Annotated in this window: 22 protein-coding genes and 1 other annotated feature; of the genes, 15 read left to right on the forward strand and 7 right to left on the reverse strand. The window is 44.4% G+C overall.

The genetic code is table 11. From position 1 onward, the window contains the following. Positions 1-83: 83 nt before the first annotated feature. Positions 84-1,388 carry an alpha-amylase family glycosyl hydrolase gene (locus ACYX4M_RS19080; RefSeq protein ID WP_476081335.1) on the reverse strand — a complete coding sequence of 435 codons (1,305 nt, stop codon included), beginning with the start codon at positions 1,386-1,388 and terminating at the stop codon, positions 84-86. A 127-nt stretch (positions 1,389-1,515) separates the two neighbouring features. Next, positions 1,516-2,421 (reverse strand): sulfite exporter TauE/SafE family protein, encoded by a 906-nt coding sequence (locus ACYX4M_RS19085; protein WP_476081336.1) that lies wholly within the window; start codon positions 2,419-2,421, stop codon positions 1,516-1,518. Between the two features lie 152 nt (positions 2,422-2,573). Here ACYX4M_RS19085 and ACYX4M_RS19090 point away from each other — a divergent pair, with 152 nt between their 5' ends. The 4 genes from ACYX4M_RS19090 to ACYX4M_RS19105 all read left to right on the forward strand — a co-directional run bounded on the left by ACYX4M_RS19090 (position 2,574) and on the right by ACYX4M_RS19105 (position 5,567). Then, positions 2,574-3,056, forward strand: a complete 483-nt coding sequence (locus ACYX4M_RS19090) for a DUF2244 domain-containing protein (RefSeq protein ID WP_476081337.1) — start codon at positions 2,574-2,576, stop codon at positions 3,054-3,056. A 178-nt stretch (positions 3,057-3,234) separates the two neighbouring features. Next, entirely contained in the window at positions 3,235-3,480 is a 246-nt protein-coding gene (locus ACYX4M_RS19095) for a DUF6482 family protein (protein ID WP_476081338.1), read from the forward strand. Between the two features lie 220 nt (positions 3,481-3,700). After that, on the forward strand, positions 3,701-4,273 hold the full coding sequence (locus ACYX4M_RS19100; protein ID WP_014950022.1) for a lipid-binding SYLF domain-containing protein: 573 nt from the start codon (positions 3,701-3,703) through the stop codon (positions 4,271-4,273). Positions 4,274-4,577: 304 nt separating this feature from the next. Next, positions 4,578-5,567: a hypothetical protein gene (locus ACYX4M_RS19105; RefSeq protein WP_476081339.1), complete on the forward strand. Its 990-nt coding sequence runs from the start codon at positions 4,578-4,580 to the stop codon at positions 5,565-5,567. A 75-nt stretch (positions 5,568-5,642) separates the two neighbouring features. Here ACYX4M_RS19105 and ACYX4M_RS19110 read toward each other — a convergent pair whose 3' ends face one another. Continuing rightward, positions 5,643-6,692 carry an MBL fold metallo-hydrolase gene (locus tag ACYX4M_RS19110; protein WP_476081340.1) on the reverse strand — a complete coding sequence of 350 codons (1,050 nt, stop codon included), beginning with the start codon at positions 6,690-6,692 and terminating at the stop codon, positions 5,643-5,645. Further along, positions 6,665-8,575, reverse strand: a complete 1,911-nt coding sequence (locus ACYX4M_RS19115; protein WP_476081341.1) for a TonB-dependent receptor domain-containing protein — start codon at positions 8,573-8,575, stop codon at positions 6,665-6,667. Before ACYX4M_RS19115 ends, ACYX4M_RS19110 begins: the two co-directional genes overlap by 28 nt. Before the next feature lie 59 nt (positions 8,576-8,634). Here ACYX4M_RS19115 and ACYX4M_RS19120 point away from each other — a divergent pair, with 59 nt between their 5' ends. Beyond that, positions 8,635-9,555 (forward strand): ParA family protein, encoded by a 921-nt coding sequence (locus tag ACYX4M_RS19120; RefSeq protein ID WP_476081342.1) that lies wholly within the window; start codon positions 8,635-8,637, stop codon positions 9,553-9,555. A 15-nt stretch (positions 9,556-9,570) separates the two neighbouring features. Here ACYX4M_RS19120 and ACYX4M_RS19125 read toward each other — a convergent pair whose 3' ends face one another. Beyond that, a complete protein-coding gene (locus ACYX4M_RS19125) occupies positions 9,571-9,810 on the reverse strand; it encodes a hypothetical protein (RefSeq protein ID WP_476081343.1) in 240 nt (79 codons plus the stop codon). 229 nt (positions 9,811-10,039) lie between these two features. Next, positions 10,040-10,157 (forward strand) — a sequence feature (His leader region). Between the two features lie 50 nt (positions 10,158-10,207). On the opposite strand from ACYX4M_RS19125, the gene hisG reads away from it, so the two are divergent. Genes hisG through hisIE form a run of 8 tightly spaced genes read left to right on the forward strand, consistent with a single transcriptional unit; the run spans position 10,208 to position 17,348 of the window. Then, entirely contained in the window at positions 10,208-11,110 is a 903-nt protein-coding gene (hisG, locus tag ACYX4M_RS19130) for an ATP phosphoribosyltransferase (protein WP_179983939.1), read from the forward strand. 13 nt (positions 11,111-11,123) lie between these two features. Continuing rightward, positions 11,124-12,428, forward strand: coding sequence for a histidinol dehydrogenase (gene hisD, locus ACYX4M_RS19135; RefSeq protein WP_476081344.1), 1,305 nt, complete (start codon positions 11,124-11,126; stop codon positions 12,426-12,428). Continuing rightward, positions 12,428-13,507 (forward strand): histidinol-phosphate transaminase, encoded by a 1,080-nt coding sequence (gene hisC, locus ACYX4M_RS19140; protein ID WP_476081345.1) that lies wholly within the window; start codon positions 12,428-12,430, stop codon positions 13,505-13,507. The genes hisD and hisC overlap by 1 nt, the downstream gene beginning before the upstream one ends. After that, positions 13,504-14,574 carry a bifunctional histidinol-phosphatase/imidazoleglycerol-phosphate dehydratase HisB gene (hisB, locus tag ACYX4M_RS19145; RefSeq protein WP_476081346.1) on the forward strand — a complete coding sequence of 357 codons (1,071 nt, stop codon included), beginning with the start codon at positions 13,504-13,506 and terminating at the stop codon, positions 14,572-14,574. The genes hisC and hisB overlap by 4 nt, the downstream gene beginning before the upstream one ends. Then, positions 14,574-15,203 (forward strand): imidazole glycerol phosphate synthase subunit HisH, encoded by a 630-nt coding sequence (gene hisH / locus ACYX4M_RS19150; RefSeq protein ID WP_187446637.1) that lies wholly within the window; start codon positions 14,574-14,576, stop codon positions 15,201-15,203. The genes hisB and hisH overlap by 1 nt, the downstream gene beginning before the upstream one ends. Continuing rightward, positions 15,203-15,940 (forward strand): 1-(5-phosphoribosyl)-5-[(5-phosphoribosylamino)methylideneamino]imidazole-4-carboxamide isomerase, encoded by a 738-nt coding sequence (gene hisA / locus ACYX4M_RS19155; RefSeq protein ID WP_476081347.1) that lies wholly within the window; start codon positions 15,203-15,205, stop codon positions 15,938-15,940. Before hisH ends, hisA begins: the two co-directional genes overlap by 1 nt. Then, positions 15,922-16,734, forward strand: coding sequence for an imidazole glycerol phosphate synthase subunit HisF (gene hisF / locus ACYX4M_RS19160; protein WP_179983945.1), 813 nt, complete (start codon positions 15,922-15,924; stop codon positions 16,732-16,734). The genes hisA and hisF overlap by 19 nt, the downstream gene beginning before the upstream one ends. Then, a complete protein-coding gene (hisIE, locus tag ACYX4M_RS19165; protein WP_105929303.1) occupies positions 16,731-17,348 on the forward strand; it encodes a bifunctional phosphoribosyl-AMP cyclohydrolase/phosphoribosyl-ATP diphosphatase HisIE in 618 nt (205 codons plus the stop codon). The genes hisF and hisIE overlap by 4 nt, the downstream gene beginning before the upstream one ends. Before the next feature lie 75 nt (positions 17,349-17,423). On the opposite strand, the gene ACYX4M_RS19170 is transcribed toward hisIE, so the two are convergent. Next, positions 17,424-18,269: a formate/nitrite transporter family protein gene (locus ACYX4M_RS19170; RefSeq protein WP_476081348.1), complete on the reverse strand. Its 846-nt coding sequence runs from the start codon at positions 18,267-18,269 to the stop codon at positions 17,424-17,426. A 309-nt stretch (positions 18,270-18,578) separates the two neighbouring features. On the opposite strand from ACYX4M_RS19170, the gene ACYX4M_RS19175 reads away from it, so the two are divergent. Beyond that, a complete protein-coding gene (locus ACYX4M_RS19175) occupies positions 18,579-19,028 on the forward strand; it encodes a hypothetical protein (RefSeq protein WP_476081349.1) in 450 nt (149 codons plus the stop codon). Further along, positions 18,964-20,715: a methyl-accepting chemotaxis protein gene (locus tag ACYX4M_RS19180; protein WP_476081350.1), complete on the forward strand. Its 1,752-nt coding sequence runs from the start codon at positions 18,964-18,966 to the stop codon at positions 20,713-20,715. Before ACYX4M_RS19175 ends, ACYX4M_RS19180 begins: the two co-directional genes overlap by 65 nt. Positions 20,716-20,913: 198 nt before the next feature. Here the strand turns inward: ACYX4M_RS19180 and ACYX4M_RS19185 are convergent, their stop codons facing one another. Continuing rightward, positions 20,914-23,814, reverse strand: a complete 2,901-nt coding sequence (locus tag ACYX4M_RS19185; RefSeq protein WP_476081351.1) for a M16 family metallopeptidase — start codon at positions 23,812-23,814, stop codon at positions 20,914-20,916. Between the last annotated feature and the right edge of the window lie 223 nt (positions 23,815-24,037).

Below are 24,037 nucleotides of genomic sequence, written 5' to 3' on the forward strand. Positions count from 1 at the left end.
TTCGTCCTTAATTTTTGCTTGGTAAGATATGAAAAATTTTGTATATCTTTTGTAGTAAAAGACTAGGACAAACGATCAACGCTTCAAGCCACCCATATTTCAAACTGCCAAGGTGCAAGTTTACAGACAGAATCAGATTCAAAACTTTGCTTCTCGTCACGCTCCCAGTGCGCATACTCACCTTCAAATAATGGTTCTTCAAACGTTACTTCAAGCTGATCGTTCGAGAAATTAATTATGACGAACACTTTTTCATTTTCACTACAACGTACAAAGCTAAAAACCTCACCCATCTTAGAGTTAGGCACCTGAATCATTCTTGCCCCGTACTCTCCATTCCCTAGCACGGCTTTGGACTTTTTAAGGGCAATTAGCTTGCGGTACAAGTTGCCTATTTCATGTTCTTGCCACTGTATAGGATCTCGCTCAAAGAACGCTAAACGCTTGGTTTCCCCGGCTTCTTGCCCATTGTGAATGAGCGGCATACCTTCACCGATCACCGACAACGCAATGCAGGCTTCAAGCGCATCACCAAATTGTTCGCGCTGTGTGCCATCCCAAGCATTTTTGTCATGATTACTAACGAAGGTCATTCTATAGGCGGAGTGAGGCCAGCTGCGTTCGTTCCACGAATAATACTTGCGCAACCTATCCAGCGAACATTGTCCGTGTGCGAGTTCGTGTAGCGTCTCGTTCCAACTCCATGCGTATGTCATATTGAACGCATTTTCGTGAAGGTCGCGATTCTCCCACTCAGCCAACATGAAAACTGGTTTGATTGCGCTTAGGGTTTGCACTGCTTGCTGCCAAAAATCGTTGGGGACATACCCCGCTACATCACAGCGAAATCCATCGATATCGAACTTTTCAACCCAGTAACACAAAGCATTAATCATGTATTTGCGAAGGCCAATTTGCTCATAATCGAATTCAATAATATCGCTCCAATCCCACCACGGCGAGGGACGAAAATCGCCCTTGTAATCTTTGGCGTACCATTCGGGATGTTGTTCAACCAGTGGATTATCCCATGCGCTGTGATTTGGCACCCAGTCTATAATGACTTTCAGCGAAAGTCGGTGGGCTTCTTCCACCAGCGCCTTAAAGTCTTCTTCGCTACCAAATTCTGGATTAATGGCCAAATAGTCTTTAACGGCATAGGGGCTGCCAAGCTCGCCTTTTCTGTTTTTTTCACCAATAGGATGTATCGGCATAAGCCAAACAATATCCGCGCCGAGGGATTTAATATGCGCAAGACCCTTCCTTACTCCTTCAAAAGTTCCTTCTTCTGAAAATTGTCGGGTGTTGACCTGATAAATAACCGCATGAGATGACCATTTAGGCTGAAGCACGTTATAGCGTTTCTGGGGAACAGGATTGATATCCATATTATCTTTCCTTATCGAGATAAGCGTTTAGAAGAAGAACCTTAATAGTGAGCGTTACCATGCACTATGTTACTTTTAGGCTTTAAATTGCAGCAAGCTGGACTGCTAACTATGGCAAGCTCATGACTTAAATAGGTAAACTTGTAACTCCTAAAATTAGTACCCACATACCGAAAAAAAGTTTTAGACGCTGAACAGAAAATGCCAAAACTACATATTTGGCAATCATTCCACCTATTATAGCGCCCGCACCAGCAAACAAAACGACCTGCCACACCACAGATTCCCCAATAAAAGCATGGTATGGCAACGCAGACCACACGGTAAAAGCCGATAGAATAACGGCTACCGCGATAGACATAGTGACATTAAAGCTACGAATAATTAAGTAAACCGCCACTAACTCACCCACTCCCACTGAAAGCCAAGCTGTAATAACGCCGCCCACAAAACCAATGAAAGGTAAAAACACTAAATCCTTTGTTTGTAAATCCTTATTAAAACGAGTGCGCTTCATTAATGGAACAGACGCAAAAATGGCAATGGCTAATAAAATAGAAAACCCGCCGAAAGCAATGTGAAGGTTATTGGCACCGCCCCATAATTGCGCTAAAAACAATTGGCTTTGCGACGAATATTGCGCGAACCCTATGCCACAAATAGATGAAGGAACGGTTAGCATGAGTGCGCTCGGAAACGCTCTCCAGTAGTTATCGTGTTTGTGCTGTTTTTTATAGTAAGCCGCCCAAGTTAATGCTCCAGCGGTCATGCCGCAGCATTGAATAGCAAAACTAGTTGCCACTACGCTTTGCGATGAAAATGACAGGTAATTGAAAAATGGAACGAACACCACGCCACCGCCGGCTCCAGTGGCGTTCGCAAATATAGCACCTATCACACCAAGAACGCTGAAAAGGCCGAACTCTTTAACAAGTTCAATAGGTGCAGGCTGCGCTAATAAAAGGCTACACCAAGTAAGAAGAAGTAGAACAAAAATTGATTTGCTAGGTTGGCGCTTTAATAAAGAGATCACACACGTCCTTACGACAAAACTATGATAATTGTTAAAAAACAAACTCGCTTGGTACATTAACTATTCGCATCAGTACATTTTTCAAACTATTGTTGGCTCATAACGTATAAGTTTTTACTTACACAATTATCATATACAGTACTTTGTAAAATATGGTTGAAGTATCTACATTTGAGCAGCAGGTGCAACTGCATCTTTCGCCAAACCGCTCAGCAACTTGGAAGCAAACTAAATATCTTATTACCGCTTTTGCCGTATTCATTAGCTCGATAGCCATTGCTTGGTCAATAGTGGGAGCGTGGGTCATCCTCCCATTTGCTGGAATAGAGGTAGGCCTATTAGCACTAATTATGTACTTGGTGTCTAAAGCAACCTATCGATGGGAAACCATTTTAATTTCTGCTGACCGTATTCACATATCATGCTCGAACGGCACTAGCTTATGCTTCCCACGGCCAGACACATCCTTGTTTTATCAAAAAGACGTAGGTTTTCAACGAATTTCACGATTGATTTTACAGACGCCTATGCAGCAATTTGAGTTGGGCGCATTTTTAAACTCTGAGGATAAGAAGCAGGTGCACGATAATCTGCATCGAGCTGGAATCATGGTGTGCACTAACAAATGGTGGTGAAAAACTATCTTCTTATATTTTGCTTCAAGCGACTCTTCTGCTGCTCTTGTGTTTTTAGATACCGATTGATTCAAACGGAAACCTTCATGACACAAAATTAATGATCATTGTGGGCGTTTTCGACTAATTAACTATAAGACGCAGCCAAAGTTAGCTGCGACCTAACGAGGGCTACTTTATGAATTTATACATCGAGTCATTAGAGGGTGGTAACTACCTAGCGTCCACCGGCATGGGTGCATCTCGCACTCTGGTTAGAGACAAAAAATCACAACCTAAAACATTTCACTGCTTGAATGAAATTAGAGAACATTTCGACTCACAAGCATTTGAGCACGTTTGGCTTCGCCAGAGTACTCCGTATGAAGAAATGGTCGGTCAAACCGATCATCCCGGTGCGCTAGAGCTTGAAATAGAATGGTGAATGCTGACTGTTAGCGAACCCAACTTGGGCTAAAATTAATAGCACGAAGCCACCGATTCACCAAAGGCGCCTACTATTTTATATATGCCTGCTCCACTTAGCACGTTTTTTGCGTACAACTAATGTGACGTAAATTAAAACGGTATTTTATTGAATTAGAAACAGTAAGAATGGTCTTCTTCTGTAGTTAATAAAACACCTACATGCTAAGGAGAATTGCATGAAAATAAGTAAGTTAGCTATTAAATCTGTGTTTGTGGCTGCCGTGTTAGCCTTAACGGCGTGCGCTTCGATGGGCGACGGAACTGTTGCTGAAAAGCGACAAGCTATTTTAGATATGCAAGATAACGCGCTCGCCCGCCTTTACTCTGAAAAGCCCGATACGCGCTCTCAGGTAAAAGACGCTGCCGGCTACGCCGTATTTACCAATGCTAACATCAACGTATTCTTTGTGGCGGCGGGCACAGGCTATGGTGTTGTAAACAATAATGTAACCGGCGCAAAAACATATATGAATATGGCCGAAGGTGGCGTAGGCCTTGGCTTGGGCGCAAAAGATTACCGAATTGTTATGGTTTTCCACACACAAAAAGCGATGAATCACTTTATTGAAAATGGATGGACCGTAGGTGGTAACGCGGATGTAGCAGCGAAAGCCGGTAACAAAGGCGCATCTGCAGAAGGCGAAGGCTACTTGGGTAACGTCACAGTGTATACTATGACTGAAAGCGGCCTTACATTACAGGCCACTGTTAAAGGCACGAAATTTTGGGTAGATAAAGAACTAAACTAATTCTGCCCTAACTATTCCTAATCATATTAGCGATTAGCGATCCAACACACCGAAGGCCTCTTGAATGCAAGAGGCCTTTTTATTTTTTCTGCACAACTGCCAGCTACCGTTCTAAAGCTTTAGGCTGTCTGAATCACAGTAATAAGCAGTGTCGTGTTCCCCATAGCTTCTCTTACCACCGCCGTGTATACGAAAGTCTAAATTTAGGGGGAAACCCTCATAACTGAATTGAACACTCGTGACTACGCTTTATTTGTAAAAGGCTCGCTTAGCAGCACGCTAAGCCATTAACGAGGGGTTCATCATGCAACCACAAAACAACAAAGCGATAAGAGCAATAGTAAGAACACTATTAACGAGCACTACGTTCGCTTCTGCAGCAATCAGTTTTTCGTCCAACGCTGCGATAATAGGCAGCAGTTATGGGAATGCAGTCCATGTCGACCTATCCATTACAAGCAATGTGGGGAATGTGGTCTCTGCAATTGCTAACTCAACTATTAACTTAGCTCACACCGGCGGTAGTTCGCCTGAAAGTTATTCACAGAGTGAAACTATTATTGGCGCAAGCGCAAATACTTCGGGTACGCTGGGCAGCCCCATCGACGTTACAGAGTTTGATGGCGCGCTATCCACCACTATTATTGAAGGCGAATCTCAATCGTCTTTAACGAGTTTTGTTCCGGCAAGCTTTTTTACGTCAGGCCGCGGAACCATAAACGACCTTAATCTTGACTTATTTTCAGACTTACTTGGAATAAGTGGCTTTTTAACGCTAAGTGCTGATGTACTTTCCACAGTCTCGCAAATTGACGGAAACGCCACAACCGGCTCAAACGTGAATCTATCTACAGCAGGTTCATCAGACATTGTGGATGTGGAAGTGAATCTTTGGGGAAATACCGTAACGGCTACTGCACTTGAAAATCAGTCTCTCTTTGCAGGTTTGAATATCGCTGACTTTGGCTTGGGAATATTTGTTAATGAAGTCGAAAAGTCGTGTTCCAACACCTCTTGCACAGAATCACGCAACGCGGTTAGAGTATCTTTCGATGATTTCTCACTAAATGCATTTTACGATGCGCTATTCCCTGCTGGCGGGCCGTTAACCGGGCCGGTGTTCAATCTAACCAATAATCCCATTGTTAACGGAGAGATCATACTAGCAAGTTCGTTTGCTACCACCTCATCTTCAACTGAAGTAAGTGCCCCCTCTACGTTTGCGATTTTTATTCTCGCAGTAGGCTTGCTGAGTGCGAGAAGGTTTAACAAGCACAGTACTCTTTGCAAATAGCATCTGGTAATAAACTGGCAAGAAGAATGAGGCAGCCATAAAGCGCCCTCTTCTTCTTGCCTTGATTCAGCCAAGCTATTTACGTTGCTCGTGTTTTTTTTCCTCAATTCTCATCCACTGTGCGCGCGTGCAGTTTTCAAGCAGTTCAAACGCTTCAACAACGACATCTCGACCTTGAACAAAGGCATGTTTTTCATTACTTTCACGATTACTTAAAGCTTCAAGCTTTTCTCTTGTTCCGGCACGCCCAGGATGGTTCGATAAAAAAACATCAATATTTTGTTCTTTTACTAATCGTTTCATCGTCATGGCAGAGTCAGTATAAGACTGAATGCGCGAGACATCAGGGCCGTAGTTGAGCCCAGTACCGCCCCATAACACAGCCCGATGTTTTTCGCTTCCGTCAATTACGGGAAAAACGACCGTTAACGTTCCTGGCGTATGGCCTGGCGTAACATAAAGCGTTAACTCAGTACCGTTAACACTCAATTTTTCACCATCTGCTACCGCCACATCTCGGTTTGGCTTTTTACCCCAACGATAACTGGCAAATTTATCGTTTTCGAGGTAATCCCACTCTACATTACTCATGACTATGCGAGGACTATATGTTGACTTGATAAGTTCAAACCCACCATAGTGATCGCCATGGCCATGAGAAATAATGAGGTGTGATATGGGCTTGTTGCCTAATCCGAGTGCAGAAAGGCCATCAATTATGTACTGTTGAGCTTGCTCGTCATTATTCAACGCATCCACCAGAACAATGCTTTCGCCCGTATCTATTGCCCAACTTGCAACGTTGCCTGCCCCTACATAATAGAGGTTATCAAAGACCTGCTGGGGTGGTATTTGACGCCGCCCCTTGCCTTTGCGGTCGGGCTTGCTGCCACTTTCGGCACGCTTAGGTCGTTCTCGTCGTTTTTCATCGAGTTTGAACACATTTCTAGGTGGAGCACTAATATCACAGAGGTTTGCCAAACCAGGAAAATGCGTAGCGCTCTCTAGGCCCTTTCGGGCATAATCTTGAGCGGTTAGCGAAGAGCTAGCAGTGCAGCTAGCGCACACACAAACAGCCCAGGCAATAACCGCTATTTTCAGAACGTCCAATTTAACCCTAGCCATAGTCTTCTGCCATCTTCAACGTACCCAAACTCGTCATATCGCATTGTTTTATCTAATGCATTGTAGAGCCCCGTTTGCAATTTAATATTGCGCGTAAGCTTGGTGTTGTAACCTATGTCAAACAAACCGACCCCTGGGGACAAAATAGAGCGCGACGATACTGACGTTAACGCCGTTTCTTCCCCTCTTACTGTCCACCTAGACCAGATTTCGCTTTCTTGAGATAGGCGATATGTGGTGTTTAGCGTGAACAAATGTTTAGGCTGTTGAACCAAAGGTAGGCCTTCATTTGAACCTGTCTTTTGTTCAGAACGCGTGTAGCTGTATGCACCGTTAAATGACCAGTTTCCAACGTTATACTTTGCAGCGAATTCTGCACCGTAAGATTCAGCTTCATCGATATTGATATTGTAGCGGTCCGTTTCATCCAAACAGGCTGATAGTTCACATGATGCGATGGCAATTTTATCATCGAAATCATTATGGAAGACGGTAATACTGTACTCCAAGCCAGCATCACCGGAATAGTAAAGCGCGAGTTCTTTGTTTAATGTAGTTTCGGGCGACAAGTCCGGATTACCGTAAACATCTCCCCCGCGGCTTTCTTGAATCCATCCCTCAGCCATTTCTCGAAGCTCCGGCGTACGATAGCCGGTAGAAACACCACCCTTCACTACCCAATTATCATTGAGGTTATACACCGCGTATGCACGAGGGCTAATTTGGGAGCTAAACTGTTCATTGTCATCAAGACGAATACCTAGCGTGAAGGCCAAACTATCGTTAACACGCCATTCATCTTCGCCATATAAAGACCATTGACTGTTTTCAATATTGGTCGCCTCGCCGCCGTTGGTATCAAAATCATCCAGTGACTCTTCAAGAAACTCTGTGCCAACCGTAAACATGTGGCTATCGCTAGCTGCCCAAGACCATTGAGAATTAAAGACCAGATTATCAATAGTGATATCTCGCCCTACGTTTTCAACCGACTCTTGCTGAACGTAACTTCGAGCAGTCACATCATCATACTTCCCTTCGTGAGTCAGCGCATATGAATGTCTCTCGCTTTCAGTCTCTGATAAGGAATTTCTTTCTGGCAACGACTTACCGGGTGTAGATATACGTGTCTGATCTTGAAAGATGTACTCAAACGTGAGTGTATCTGTAGTATTAGGTGTTAAGTGAAACGCTGTACGAATGTTGCTTAGATCTTTTTCTGCGTAGCCTCGTTCAATATCGTCCTCTTCTCGCTTTTGATAAAGGCCGCTGGCTGTAATGCTCAACAAATTCTCGATTAACGGCCCAGAAAACGCCAGCTGAACTTGACTATCTGAGCCACTGTCTGAATTTTCTTGAATTTTTGTTTCTGCGCGAAGGTTACCACTCCATTTTCTGAAGTTTTTTCGCGTAATGATATTGATCACCCCACCCATTGCGTCTGAACCATATAAGGTAGACATAGGCCCGCGCACAATTTCAATACGTTCTATGCTGTCCAATGGCGGCAACCAATCTTGTTCATACCCCCCGCTGCCATTTGGCTGGGACTCTCTACCTGTTTGTTTTTTACCATCAACAAGTATAGATGTGTATTGTGCAGGTAGGCCTCGAACGCTGATATCTTGGCGGTACCCGCCCCCCGTTACAGTAACCCCCGGCACATCTCGAAGTGCGTCTGTGATGTCCTTGTAAGCTCGCTGCGCCAATTGTTTTCTATCGATGACGCTCACTGACGCGGGTGCTTGAGACAAAAGCTGTTCAAAGCCAGAGGCTGTAACAGTAATGCTCTCCATATCATCTTGCTCGTTAGATTGAGCAAGAACATTCTGAGAGAACAGTGAATACAATGAAATTGCCAGTAAAGTGGGAGTAAAACGCATACTTAATCGATTAATATAAAATAATACCCAATGATAATCATTATCATTAATATGTAAAGTTGAATTTCATTTTTATCGTCACGCTTAGGTATTTTTACAAAGAGCAAACGATCAAAATAAAAACAATACTTTGCATCCACTATTGTATTTGGGCATATTTTAATCAATCAGTGTATTCAATAACCGTTTCAACAAAGGGATCGCGTATGATTGTCGTGGTATTTAATCAAAAAGGTGGGGTGGGTAAATCAACGATTAGTACCAATTTAGCCGCCCAAAGCGCGAAGTTGGGTCACAAAACGTTATTAGTAGATCTGGATGTCCAAGGTAACAGTACTCACTATGCGGGGCTTACCCCCAACGAGAAAAGCCTTTCCGTTGCTGATATGTTTAAACAAGTGGTGGGAATATTCAGAACGGCTAAAAGGCCTATTGAGTTTGTTCATTCCACACCTTTTGAAAATCTCTTCGTCATGCCGTCTTCACCAGCCTTAGCTGATGTAGAACGAGAACTCGAATCTCGATACAAGATTTTTAAGCTTAAAGATGCACTAAAGGAGTTGAAAGGCGAATTCGACCATATTTTTATTGATACGCCACCAAATTTTAATTTCTATTCAAAAGCGGCTCTTATTGCAGCAGATGGCTTTTGTGTTCCCTTTGATTGCGATGATTTCTCCGCACAAGCTATAGAGCACTTGCTCTACAATGCAGAAGAGCTCAAAGAGGACCATAACCCAAAACTTAAGCTATTGGGTATTGTAGTCAATCAATATAATAGTCAGGCTAAACTGCCTTCAGAACTGGTACAATCGCTTAAGCAACAAGGGTTGCCAGTATTAGAAAGCTATATAAGTGCCACGGTGAAGGTAAAAGAGTCTCATTCTAAACGGGAGCCACTGCCGTTCTATTTGCCAAAGCACAAAGTCACAAAGCAAATCGAAGGGTTATTTGAAGAGCTTTTTGCAAATAAAACCTAGTGCCAAAAAGACATCCTAAACATCAACATCGATGTGCTTTAGCCCGCCGCCGCTATTGCTTCGCTCTTTGTCTTTTGTGTTCTCTACTGACGCATCAACCACTTCGGTGCGTTTTATGTCTTGATAGTTGTCGCGATCGTCTTCACTAAGATGCTCAGACTTCTTTGTCTTCTGCACTTTTTTCACCCGCTCATCAGTTTCAATCGGCACTTTGGTGTTACGAGGCAAAATGGGAAACAGTAAATCGTTGCTCATACGCCCTCCTAAAATGTGTATCTGTTTTATAATTTATCGGCAGAGAAGCGCTCAAAATTACGGTTCACAACTAATTCATAACAAATAGTTTTATTATATGTATATTAATTTAGAGTTAATGTAAGAAAAGAGTTCACTTTTGCCTTGCAAATCGAAGCTCAAACCGCTAATGTTTCAGCCGTTCGAAATTAGGAATTAGATTTACCAAAATGATTAACTGCGCGGCGAAACATCACCATCACCACAAAGCATAACCTTTCAGGTTCGTGCTGGAAGGTCTATATTTCCTTCCAACGGCGCAGATAGAAAAATTCTCGACCCTCGGAAGGAAACTTCCGGGGGTTTTTCGTTTTAGGCGCAATCAAAAGTTAAAACACAACGTGTAAGGAACGTTTCAATGAGTAACAGCAACAGACTTCGAATTGCCGTACAAAAATCAGGTCGCTTGAGTGATGACAGCATCGCACTTCTTAAAGCTATCGGCATTAAATTGAACATTCGTGATCGCCTGCTGATTGCGCACTCAACGAACGAGCCAATCGATTTACTTCGCGTACGTGACGACGATATTCCAGGTCTAGTGATGGACGGCGTTTGCGACCTTGGTTTCATTGGCGAGAACGAGCTAGAAGAAAAAATGCTTGAACGCAAAGCAGCAGGTAAGCCGTTTGAGTATGAAGTATTGCGTCGTCTAGACTACGGCGGCTGTCGCTTATCAATTGCTGTACCTAATGAGATGGATTACGACGGTATTAAGTCTTTAGAAGGCAAAAAAGTAGCAACCACTTACCCTTACCTTCTTGAGCGCTACTTCAAAGACCAGGGTATTAACGCGAAAGCCGTAATGCTACAGGGCTCAGTAGAAGTTGCGCCGCGTGCTGGTGTCGCTGACGCAATTTGTGACCTGGTATCTACAGGCGCAACCCTTGAAGCAAATGGCCTTGTGGAAAAAGACGTTATCTTCCGCAGTAAAGCAGTACTTATCAAACGTACTGACAGCGAACTTAGTGACGAAAAAGTAACACTGGTTAACCGCCTAATGCCTCGTGTCGATGGTGTACTGCTAGCAAAAGAAAGCAAGTACATCATGCTACACGCGCCTAAAGCTTACCTAGAACAGGTTAAGAGCCTACTTCCCGGTGCTGAAAACCCAACGGTGCTTCCACTTGCTGGAAATGAAGAGCAAGTTGCTATCCACGTAGTTTCTACAGAAACCTTGTTCTGGGAAACCATGGAAAAACTAAAAGCCCTTGGTTGTAGCTCTATTCTTGTAATGCCAATCGAAAAAATGATGGGCTAAAAGGCAGACAATTATGATTACTTGGTCATCTCTCTCGACAAATGAGAAAAAACAGGCGCTAGCCCGCCCGGCTATGGCCAATAGCCAACAGTTAAAGCAAACCGTGGGCGAGATTATCGCCCGCGTTGAAGCAGAAGGTGATGCGGCAGTACTCGACTATACTCGTAAGTTCGATTGCCCGGATCTAAAAAGCCTTGTGCTTTCGCAAGAGAATATCAATGCACTTGCAGCTAAGGTAACACCTGAAGTCGCAAACGCTATCGACACAGCGTTTAACAATATAAAAACCTTTCACGAAGCGCAAATGCCAAGTGATATTGCGCTGACCACAACGCCTGGCGTCAAATGTGAGCTCCGCTTCACTGCCCTTGACGCAGTAGGTCTGTATATTCCAGGGGGTAGTGCTCCACTTCCCTCAACTGTACTAATGCTTGGTGTACCAGCGCTAGTGGCAGGTTGTGAAAATAAACTCCTGTGCACACCGCCAAATAAAGAACAACTTATTGCGCCTGAAATTGCCTATGCGGCAAGAAAATGCGGCATTGATAAAATCTTCTTGTGTGGTGGCGCTCAAGCGGTTGCAGCCATGGCATTGGGTACTGAAACGATTCCTCAGGTCGATAAAATCTTCGGCCCTGGCAATAGCTTTGTTACCGAAGCTAAACAGCAAGTTAGCCAACGTGCTGATGGTGCTGCTATTGATATGCCGGCGGGTCCATCAGAAGTATTGGTACTTGCTGATGAATTTGCAAACCCTGAATTTGTGGCCGCAGACTTACTGTCTCAAGCCGAACACGGCCCAGATTCACAGGCCATTTTGGTATCCAACAGCGCCACGCTTATTGAAGAAGCAAAAGCCGCGGTTGAACGCCAATTAGCTACGCTGTCTCGTGCTGAAATCGCTCGCCCAGCTATGGAAAATGCACGCTATATTTTGGCCGATTCAATTGAACAAGCCATTGAAGCAAGCAATGCCTATGCAGCTGAGCACTTAATTGTGCAGATTGAGAATGCCCGCGATTATTTACCAAAAATTAAATATGCAGGCTCTATTTTCTTAGGTCCGTGGTCACCAGAATCTGCAGGGGACTATGCGTCAGGCACTAACCACGTGCTGCCCACATACGGCTATGCTAAGAATTATTCTAGCCTTGGGCTTTTGGACTTTATGCGTCGCTACACCATTCAAGAGTTAAGTGAAGACGGCATGCGTAATTTAGGCCCTGCTATCATGGCACTAGCCGCAGCAGAAGGGTTAGACGCCCACGAACAAGCTGTTGCACTTCGTATGCAGGCACTTAAGCATGGAGACGCCTAATGTCGGCACTTATCGATAACCTAATAAACGACAACCTAGTGCCGCTAAAGCCGTATGAATCAGCGCGCCGCTTGTTTTCAGGTGGTCAAGACTGGCTTAATGCCAACGAGTCACCTTATGCTAACGAATATAGTGTAGATAGCAGTAACTTTAATCGGTATCCTTCGTGTCAGCCTGAAGCGGTAGTGAGTGGTTACGCAAACTACGCAGGGCTTGATAAGTCGCAGCTTATCGTTACTCGCGGTGCAGATGAGGGCATTGAACTGCTTATCCGTACCTTCTGCACGCCGGGTAAAGACAGCATTCTGATTTGCCCACCTACTTACGGTATGTATGCCATCAGTGCTGAAACCTGTGATGTGGGCATTAAGAAAGTGCCGCTTAACGACGACTTTAGCCTTAATGTGAATGCAGTTTGCGCAGAAGAAGACGTTAACGTGATTTTCATCTGCGCGCCAAATAATCCAACCGGTACACCGGTTGCTCGCGAAGATATCAAAGCCGTGCTTAATCACTTTGCCGATAAAGCACTGGTTGTTGTAGATGAAGCGTATATTGAGTTCGATGCCGACAATACATGGGCGAATGAGATTAACAACTACCCAAACTTAGTGGTACTTCGTACGCTGTCTAAAGCGTTTGCACTGGCTGGGCTTCGCTGTGGTTTTACACTTGCTCAGGCACCCGTTATTCAAGCTCTGCTTAAAGTGATAGCGCCCTATCCCATTCCAGAGCCAGTAGCGCAGATTGCTGCACAAGCATTGTCGGCTGAGTCGCTAACGTTACTTGAGCTTCAGGTGGCTACCATTAACCGGGAAAAAGAGGCCCTAGCCGAAGCGCTGGAATCTATCGAAGGCTTTGAATTAGTGGGTGATAGACGAGCAAACTTTATCTTATTCCGCTACGCAAAAGCGCAAGCCCTAATGCAGTACTTGGTAAGCCAAGGCATGCTTATTCGCGATCAATCAAAACAGCTTAACTTACAAAACTGTTTGCGCGTAAGCATAGGCACTGAAGAGCAAAACCAGCGTTTAATGCAGCTAATTAACGAATTTAAAAATAATGAGGACGCGGCATGAGTCAGCAAGCCATTTTATTTATTGACCGCGACGGTACACTCGTAGAAGAGCCGCCAGTAGATAAGCAATTAGATAGTTTAGAGAAGCTGGTATTCGAGCCAAACGTTATTCCTGTGCTACTTAAACTAAAGGCAGCTGGGTTTAAACTCGTGATGGTAAGTAACCAAGACGGCTTGGGTACAGACAGTTTTCCTCAAGAAGATTTCGAGAAGCCACACAATGCCATGATGGCCATTTTTGAAAGCCAAGGCGTAGTATTCGACGACGTGCTTATTTGCCCGCACTTCGATGCTGATAACTGCACATGCCGCAAACCAAAGCTTGGCTTAGTGCAAGAATACTTGCAGCAGGGCAAAGTGGATTTCACTCGTTCGTTTGTTATTGGTGACAGAATTACCGATGTACAGCTTGCTGAAAACATGGGTATTCGCAGCTTTCAGTACAACCGTGAAAGCTTAAACTGGAACGACATTCAGAAAAGCTTGCTTGCGTCTTCACGTATTGCAGAGGTCGTGCGTACCACCTCTGAAACCGATATTCGCGTTCGTGTAGATTTAGACTCGCAAGCTAAGTCGACCATTCAAACTGGCATGGGCTTTTTTGATCACATGCTCGACCAAATTGCTACCCACGGTGGTTTCGAGTTAAATCTGACTACTGATGGTGATTTGCACATTGATGATCACCACAGTGTAGAAGATACCGCGCTTGCACTAGGCGAGGCGCTTAAAAAGGCGCTGGGTGACAAACGAGGTATTGGTCGCTTTGGGTTTGCTTTGCCAATGGATGAGTGTCGTGCGGAATGTATCATGGATATTTCTAACCGCCCACACCTTAAGTTTGACGCTGAATTTAGCCGCGACCAAGTAGGCGAAATGGCCACAGAAATGGTGCCACACTTCTTCTACTCGCTTGCACAAAGCATGGGGTTATCGCTTCATCTTTCCACCAGCGAAGGCAATGCACACCACCAAGTAGAAAGCTTGTTTAAAGTATTTGGACGTGCCCTTCGTCAAGCTATTACGCGCCAAGGCGATGCACTGCCAAGCAGTAAAGGAGCCCTGTAATGTCAGTGGTAAACCCCAGCCAGCGACAAAAAATAGTCATAGTAAATACCGGCTGCGCGAACATTTCATCGGTACGCTTTGCCCTTGAGCGCTTAGGCGTTGAAGTAGACGTATCTGACGATGTAAACGTGATAAAAAACGCTGATAAAGTGTTTTTACCCGGCGTAGGTACCGCCGCTGCAGCCATGGCAAGCATAAAACAAAAAGCGCTAGTGGAAACCCTGCAGTCGCTTACCCAACCTGTATTAGGTGTATGTTTAGGCATGCAGCTTATGGTGGAAACCAGCGCCGAAGGTGGCTTTCAAGGCACAGGCAACATCGACTGTTTGAACCTAATGCCAGGTCATGTGGCTCGCATGGAATCAAAAGGCGTGCGCTTACCTCATATGGGTTGGAACACAGTCTCTCATAAAGAAGAAAGTTTATTTAAGGGCATTCCACAAGATACCTACTTTTACTTTGTGCATAGCTTTGCGGTACCTGAATACGAGCACACGCTTGCAAGCTGCACTTATGGTAATACGTTTTCAGCAGCTATAAATAAAGACAACTTTTACGGGGTGCAATTTCACCCAGAGCGTTCTGGCGAGGCCGGAGCACAATTACTGACTAACTTTGTGAACCTATAATGATTATTCCAGCGATTGATCTTATTGACGGACACGTAGTGCGCCTTTATCAAGGCGACTACGAGCAGAAAACCCAATACGAACTGGACCCAGTAGACGTGGTTCACGACTATGCCGACCAAGGTGCAACCTGGCTGCACATTGTTGACCTAACAGGCGCTAAAGACACAACCAAACGCCAGCTTTCGCTTATTAAATCAATGGTTGACACTAAGCGCATGCAGTTTCAAGCAGGCGGCGGTATCCGTAGTGAAGAAGAAGTGGCGCAATTACTAGAAACGGGCGTAAGCCGCGTAGTGATTGGTTCTTTGGCGGTAAAACAACCCGAGCTTGTAAAGTCTTGGGTAGAAAAATACGGCCCAGAGCACATTGTATTGGCCCTTGATATCAATATTAACGACAGCGGTGAAAAGCTTATTGCTACCCACGGTTGGCAAGAGAATTCTGGCGTAGCCCTTGAAGGCTTGCTTGAAGACTTCGCTACAGTAGGCGCAAAGCATGTGCTGTGTACCGACATTAGCCGCGATGGCACGCTACAAGGTGCGAACACTGAGCTGTATCAAGAAATGGCAGCCCGCTTCCCTAATGCAAGTTGGCAAGCGTCTGGCGGTATTGGCAGCATCGCTGATATTGAAGCGCTAAAACCCACAAACGTTGGCGGCGTTATTTTAGGGCGCGCACTACTTGAAGGTAAGTTTACGGTGAAGGAGGCTATTGCATGCTGGCAAAACGCATAATACCGTGCCTAGACGTACGCGACGGCAAAGTTGTTAAGGGCGTTCAGTTTAGAAACCATGAAATTATTGGTGATATTGTGCCTCTTGCTGAGCAATACGCAAAAGCAGGTGCCGACGAACTAGTATTCTATGATATTACCGCAAGCTCTGATGCCCGCGTAGTAGATAAAAGCTGGGTAAGCCGTATTGCACAGGTTATTGATATCCCGTTTTGTGTAGCTGGCGGCATTAAGAGCATTGAAGATGCTGGACGCATTTTGGAAATGGGTGCAGATAAGATTTCAATTAACTCCCCTGCCCTTAATAACCCCGAGCTTATTAATCAGCTTCATGATGTATACGGTCAGCAGTGCGTCGTGATTGGAATCGACAGCTTCTATAACGAAGCGACCGACCAATATGAAGTGTATAAGTTCACCGGTGATGAAAGCCGCACGCAGAAAAGCCAGTGGCAAACCATCGATTGGATCAAAGAAGTACAGTCACGTGGTGCAGGTGAAATTGTACTTAACTGTATGAACCAAGACGGCGTGCGTAAAGGCTACGACGTGAAACAGCTGAAGGCCGTGCGCGATGTATGTGAAGTGCCGCTAATTGCATCGGGTGGTGCAGGCGAAATTGCTCACTTTACTGATGTGTTCCAACAAGCTGATGTAGATGGCGCTTTAGCAGCATCGGTATTTCACAAAGGCATCATCAATATTGATGAGCTAAAAGCAGAATTAACCAGCAATGGCGTTGCCATGCGTAAGCGTCACGGATTAACGGCGCAAGCAGAAGGAGTAAACCCGTGATAATTACTAACGAAAACAGCAATAAACTAGCTTGGGACAAAATGGATAATCTGCTGCCCGCCATTGTGCAAGACGCACTGTCGGGCAAAGTATTAATGCAGGGTTATATGGACCAAGATGCATTGGCGAAAACCCTTGATACTGGCAAAGTAACCTTTTTCAGCCGCTCAAAGCAGCGCCTTTGGACCAAGGGTGAAACCTCGGGTAACACGCTAGATTTAGTGAGCGTTGCCTGCGATTGCGACCAAGATTCACTATTGGTACTAGCCAACCCTAACGGCCCGACATGCCACACTGGTGTTGAAAGCTGTTGGTTTGACGGCAATACACCAGCATTTACCTTTCTTGCAGATTTAGAACGTGTCTTGGCTGCCCGCAAAGATGCCGACCCAAAAAGCAGCTATACCGCCAGCCTTTACAACAAAGGCATTAAGCGAATAGCACAGAAGGTGGGCGAAGAAGGTGTAGAAACCGCATTGGCTGCGACTGTACACGACAAAGAAGAGTTAAAGAATGAAGCCGCTGATTTGCTGTATCACCTAACGGTTCTGCTTCAAGCAAGCGATATGTCATTGAACGATGCGCTTAATGTATTGCGTGAGCGTCATAAGTAATTTACAAGTGCGCTAACGTTTTATTTAAAATGCCCTTCGCGTTTTTGCGCTAAGGGCATTTTTTGTCTACTAATGTTATTTCTCGATTTCCCTTACCACTTGCCCATAGGCCAACAGTGCAAACAGGCCCGTTCCACCAACAATATTTCCAAGCAATGTAGCGCCGATGAGAGAAACGGTTTCAACAACGCTTATTTTATTTTGCAGTGCTAACAAGAAAAGCTCTGTTGAACCGGCTATCACGTGCGTGAAATTTCCAATCGCAATTAAATATGTGAAAATAACGATCATCAATATTTGAGAATGCTTAACCGAAGGCTTCATCCACACAATAGCGGCAATGATAAAACCAGACGTAATGCCGTATGAGAAGGCGTCTGACGGTGATAATCTAGCGTAGTGCTCAGATATGGCAGTCATTCCTTCAACGAGGTTTGGTGGAACTGCTTGCAAGCTATAGCTGAAAAACGCAGCCAAAAAGGTGCCGAACATATTGGCGGCGAAAACAATAAGCCACAAACGCGTAATGCAGGAACCCATGTATAAAGACGGCTTGCTTAACAACGGAAGAATGACCGAAAGCGTATTTTCAGTAAATAACTGTAAGCGCCCAACTATAACCAGCACAAAACCAACCGTATAGCCCAAATTTTCAATAACAAACTGATTGGGGGAGTTTACAAAAAGCTGATGCAGAATGCCCTCAGCTAAAATAGAAAGCGAAATACCAATACCTGCTGCAACACCAGACCACCACAGTGACATCATCGGGCGCTGCAGTTCTTCTAACCCTTCCCTGTGGACAATGGCATACAAAGAAACAGAATTTAAGCTCTGATTATCTCTTACGTCTTTCTCTTCGGTATGACTAAGCGCCACGTCTTTACGTCGTTCACCTGCTTCACTCTTTTTATCCGGCATCCGATTTGTCTCGTCCTTTAAATTGCTTACACATATTATTTCTACCAATAACTACGCAATTCACCGGTGATTCCGGTCACATTCACACCAAAAAGGTATAAGATAAAATACCTGTGTATTTATGAAAAAACGAGTTATTACATTCTTCACATAAGGTTTTACGTATAATAAGTAAGCATAATTATCAAAACATCCTACACTTAATATCATTACGCTTTACGGAACTTTATAGAAAACGAATCCGCTGAAGCGTTCACATAAACGTTCCGCTACACGCGGGCTGCACATATCCTAGCTAAGTTATTATTCATGAAAAAAAGCTACTCCTTGTCGTCTAAACTCATGTTTGTTGTAGGCATACTATTTATTTTGCTTGCTTCGGTTTTTATTGGCGTAAGCTATGTGCTACTTAAAAGTACAGAGCGTCAGATTGATCAACATGTTAATTCAGAAGTTGTCGAACAAATAGAAAGGACAGTATCAGCTAAGGCGGCACAATTTGCGGCGCAAACAGAAGCTCTGCTTAACAGTGCCCACTACTTGCCGACTGCGCTCGCGACCCAGTTAACTTCGAGTATTGAAGCAAGCGACGAATTGTCGTTAAGTAGAGAGCAGGCAGAGAGACTGGTTAAAAGTGTGCTAACAACGAATGTCACATCAAGTATGTACGCTCAGTTCGAGGCTAATTTGTTCGATGGCAAGGCTGCAGAAAACAGTAGCGGAAAGACTCATTCGACTCCCGGCACAGGAAGCTTTTGAAGTCTATTTCATTCGGGGCGCTAACAATAAGCCCGAACAGGTTTTGATTACCGACCCAACGCTTAAACATGACACTACCTTAGATGAATTTGGCTTCAGGGCTGCAGAGTGGTATTTGTGTAACAAGGAGACGCTCACACCGTGTGTATCTAACCCTTATAAATACGAAATCCGTGAAGGCTACAGCGAACTAATGACAAGCCTTACGGTTCCTGTCATTGTTAATAATCGTTTTCGTGGAGTGGTAGGCACTGACTTAAACCTCCCTATTATCCAAGAACGAGCTGAAAGTCTAAAGGCATCGCTGTACGACGGTAATGCTGAAGTTTACGTTGTAAGCCAAAATGGATTAGTGGTTGCAGCAACGAGCGCAAAGAGTAAGTTAGCTCGTCCATTTTCTGAAGTATTTAGCGATGAAGCGAAATCAAGTCGCCTACTCAATGCCGACCAACAATCAGGGCTCTATGAAAGTGACGGTATGCTATATGTTTCACAAGACATATCGCTTAATGTGGCAAAGGTGAAATGGAAAATGATCGTTGGCGTTAATAAAACGAATGCGCTGGCGCCAATAACTTCACTAGAGGAGATGATATCTTCGTCAGTAACCTCATTATTAACCACCCAACTAATTGTAGCGATAATATGTACCGCAATTGCTCTTGCTCTGGTTTTCGTGTTCACAAAAAGCATTATTCAGCCAGTGCGACAGGTCGCTCAAAGAATGGAAGAGCTTGCTGGTCAAGGTGGTGATCTGACCCAAGACATTCAAGTGGACTCTCACGCTGAACTTATTCAGTTAAGCGAAGCGTTTAACTTATTTAAAGAAAGAGTACGTGAGTTGCTTGAGCAAGCAAAACAGTCGTGCGCTCAAGTTATAGCGCAAAGCGAACAAACACAAAGCCACACACAGAGCACGAATTCTTTAATTCAAGTACAACAAGCTGAAATTGATAGCGTTGTCACCGCTATTACTGAAATGTCGCAAACTGCTCAAGAGGTAGCGCGAACCGCCGCCGACGCCGCAAATAATGCGGATAACGCGACAAATTCTGTAAAACAAACGGAAAGTGAAATTTCTCAATCAACACATTCAGTAATAGAACTGTCGAGTGAAATGCAAAACGCATCGGACGCTGTACAAGCAGTCTCTCAACGAAGCGCTGACATCAAAAAGATCCTTGACGTTATTGGCGCGATAGCTGACCAGACCAACCTCTTGGCACTAAACGCAGCTATTGAAGCAGCACGTGCGGGAGAAAATGGAAGAGGATTCAGTGTCGTTGCTGACGAGGTGCGCTCTCTTGCTTCCAAGACAGCAGAATCGGTAGGTGAAATTGGTAGGGTGATTACAGCATTACAAAGCGAAGTTGATCACACAGTAACAACCATACACACTGGCAGTCAGAAAGCCGAAGGTGCAGCACAGCTTTCCCAGTCAGCCCTTGAAAAAATGCAAACCACGGTACTTCAAATAGGAGAGATCAGCGAGCGCATGACGCAAATGGCGGCAGCCGCTGAAGAACAGAGCCAAGTAAGTGAAGAGCTCAACAGAAACATGGTAGTAATAGGCAACGCTACATCTGAAGTATCCAGCAACTCACAGGCATCGGCAGAGAGTTCGAAAGCCATCTTTACCGCCGTTAGCACATTGGAACAGCATTTGGCTAAACTGAAAACACAGTAGTACCCAGCGCTGATATAACAAATAGCCTTGACGGCTGTTGCTTTCAGCGTTGAGCTGAAGCACGTACAGCTTTAGAAAATATGCATAAAGGGCTCGCACTGTTTGGTGCGGGCCCTTTCTTTTACATTCTATTTAGTAGGTTAATTGAGGCCAGGGGAACAGCCTTTGTTCCGCTTACCCTTTTATTCCGCTCGCCCTTTATTCCTGCTCAGCATTTAGCAGTATCGGCTTCCCGAGTCCAAGAGCCTCCAGGCGCTCAAATTGCGTTTCTTTATCCCCAACAATGAGATAAATCATCTTATCTGGATGCACATAATCGCGATATAAGCGTTTTATCTCATTGACTGTCAGCGCCTTCACCTCTGCTTCTTGCTTTAATACATAATCATTAGCAAAGCCAAAGTCACTGATTTCACCCACCATGTCTAGCTTGGCTCCAAGTGTTTCAAACGCCCGTGCGCCAGATTTGAGTGTAAAGCCTTTGGTAACGGCAAGATCTTCATCAGAGTAACCCTTATCATAAGACGTCAATATATCTATAATCGCTTGTGTCGCCTCAAGGGTCACGTTTGAGCGAACTGAGCTTCGAATAGTAAATTCGCCGGTATACTGGTCACTAGAAAATGACGATCGAATACCATAGGTGTAGCCCTTTTTTTCACGGAGTTCTTGCATCAGTTGAGAGGCGAAACCTCCCCCACCCAATCGGTAGTTCATTACACTAGCTTTATAGGCGTCTTGATGATGAACGTTGGGTGCAGAGTGTCCGAAGTACAATATCGACTGCTTTGCGCCAGGAACATCGTAGAAGAACAGCTGGGCCTTTTGCGGTAAAGCAGGCTCAGACACGGTTGGAAGCATAACATTTTTAGCGTCCCAGTTATCGTTAAGGTTAGATAATGTGTCTACAGCTTCCTGTTGACTGATATCGCCCACAATGCGCAGTTTAGCGACCATTGGCGAGACATTATTAGTGTAATATTTCCGTAGGTCATCAAGCGTAATATTTTGAACTGACTCAATATCACCCAAAGTTGTTCGAGCAAACGGGTGCGTTTTTCCGTATAGCAGTGATTTAAACTCTACAGATGCTATTGCGTTCGGATTTGCTTTAATTTGTTCAATCTGATTAATCACATCGTCTTTCGCTAGTTCAAACTCCTTCTCATCAAAACGAGGCGAAAGAATAACCTCAGAAACTAACTCTATTAGTTTGCCGTAATGTTTAGACAACACGGTACCGCTGATAGTTAAGGCAGTTTCAGAAGCGCTAGCGTCTAAGGATGCACCTAAAAGCTCAATTTCCTGCTCTAATTGTTGAGCGGTTTTATTAGCTGTACCTTTAAGAAGAGTTTCGGCTAATAAATTTGCGGTGCCCGCTTTGTTTTCTGGGTCAAGCAACATCCCCCCCTCAAGCTGTAATTCAAAGGCGACAAGCGGTACTTCGTCATTAGAGATGCCAGTTACACCAATGCCTGAAGACAATGTGCTTTGCCAAACTTTCGGAGGTGTTATTTCGATGCTATCACCGTAACTAGGCTCTTGTGTGCGGTCAAAAGATGAAGGAGTCCGTTCATATTCAGCAGCAACCGTAGCATCAAAGCTTTCTTCTGCGTTCGCTACTATCTGCTCCTCAACAACCTTAGCTTTTGTAGAGCCGTTTAACACTAAGTCTTGTCCGCCTTTAGGAACAAAGCTCGTAGCAACATAATGTTTATCTTTAATGTAGGTGTTATATACACGAATTACATCTTGCTGGGTTACGCCCAATATCTTTTCAACGTCTTGGCTTATGTAGCCTGCGCCACCCGCAAATATCTCATATTGGGCGAGCTGAAACCCCTTACCTAGCACGCTGGAAAGACCTTGATAGAACTGGGTTTCTTGCCCTGCTTTTATCCGCATTAAGTCTTCTGTAGAAATGCCTTCATCTTCAAAACGTGCAAACGCTTCTTTAACGCCTTGGGCAACTGCATTTAAACTAACCCCATTAAACGCCATAACCTGAAGTTGCAATTGTCCCGCTATCTCCGCGTCATAACCGTATAGGTATACATTGCTGGTAAGTTTCTTTTCATCAATAAGCACTTTGTTAAGTGGCGCATTCTTACCTTCGCTTAGGTATTGAGAAAGCACTTGCAAGGCGTAATAGTCATTATGGTACTCGGGCACAGTAGGCCACACCATGGTTAAAAGTGGCGCTTGAGCGAAATTATCAACGTGGAATCGTTTTATTGTATTTTCAAGCTTTGCAGCTTGAGGCGCTAATTTATTGATTTGGTCTCCTGCGGGAATTTCCTCAAAGTACTTTTTAACCCAAGCCTTTGTTTGTGCTACATCTATGTCACCCGCAATAGTAAGCACTACATTATTAGGGACGTACCAAGTCTCAAAAAAGTCTTTAACGTCGGCAAGTGTAGCGTTTTGTAAGTCTTCGAGTGAACCAATGACCTGCCAACTATAGGGGTGACCCGAGGGATAGAGATTTTTATCTATGACATATTGATTATGACCGTAGGGGCGATTATCAACACTCTGACGTTTTTCGTTTTTTACAACCTGCTTCTCTTTCGCAAGGACGGGCTCTGTCACCGTGTTAATGAAAAAACCCAACTTATCTGCTTCAGCCCAGATCAATTTTTCTAAAGCATCAATGGGAACCGTTTGGTAGTAATTGGTACTGTCACGACTCGTTGAACCATTTGCCCCAGATCCTCCAATTCTAGCACTGAGTTTGTCTAAACCTCCCTTCCCTAAATTTTCTGATTCTAGAAAGAGTAAGTGCTCAAATAGATGGGCAAATCCGGTACGACCTTCCTTTTCTCGGGCCGAACCAACATGCGCCGTCAACGCGACAGACGCCACTGGATCTGATCTGTCTACGTGTAATAGCACAGTAAGTCCATTATCTAACGTAAATCGTTCATAGCCTACGTTGAAAGAAGTTGCGCTCTGAGAGTCCAACTTCGTTTCTTCGACAGAAACTGGCTGACTTTTATTTATGCTATTCGTGTTATAGGTGCATCCCACCGACACTGCACTTAATGCACTAACAGCAACGGCAGCATATATTCGTTTTAAATTTAATCGCGCACGCATCGTTCTTATTTCTTTATTAATCAAATTATGTAAGAAATATCATAAGCGGGCAGGCACTGCACGATATTAGCCACAGCCCTTATGCACTGCCTAAGTAAAACTTTCTTGCGGAACCTACATTCAACTTTCGCCCAACCAATATTAAGCATTTGATTTTAAAATGACTTTACTTATAAAACCTAAATGACAAACATAAAAACTGAAGTAACTTCAACTATGCAGC

The sequence above is a fragment of the Alteromonas sp. ABV4_150 genome (assembly GCF_056311745.1).